We start from the raw sequence: 507 nt of genomic DNA, 5'->3' as shown, positions 1-507 counted from the left end.
GGATGAGGGGCCGGAGCTTGACGCTGACGGCAACCCGATCGCCAACGATGATGACGATGATGACGACGATCAGGCCAACATGTCACTGGCCGCGATGGAAGCAGCGCTGAAGGATCAGGTTCTGACCACGCTGGAACGCATCTCGACCGACTTCGCAATGCTGTCCGAAATGCAGGACAGCCGGATTTCTGCGACGCTGAATGAGGATGGCACTTTCAGCGCGAAGGACGAAGAAACCTATCAGAAGCTGCGCGCTGAGATTGTTGAACTGGTGAATGGTCTTCACCTGCACAACAACCGGATCGAAGCTCTGATCGACCAGCTCTATGGCATCAATCGCCGGATTATGTCACTGGACAGCTCGATGGTGAAACTGGCTGACCAGGCTCGCATCAACCGTCGCGAGTTCATCGATGCTTATCGTGGGCGCGAGCTGGATCCGAACTGGTTGGCCGAAATGGCCGAGAAACCGGGTCGGGGTTGGCAGATGTTCATCGAACGCTCGAC

General features: G+C 56.6%; 1 pseudogene. It reads left to right on the top strand.

The annotated features are described in order from the left end of the window. Positions 1-507 (top strand): annotated as a pseudogene (locus ACR0EL_RS22810) (RNA polymerase sigma factor RpoD); the annotation flags it as partial.

The sequence above is a fragment of the Ruegeria sp. AH12 genome (assembly GCF_056541465.1).
This window is presented reverse-complemented; position numbering and strand designations above follow the sequence as displayed.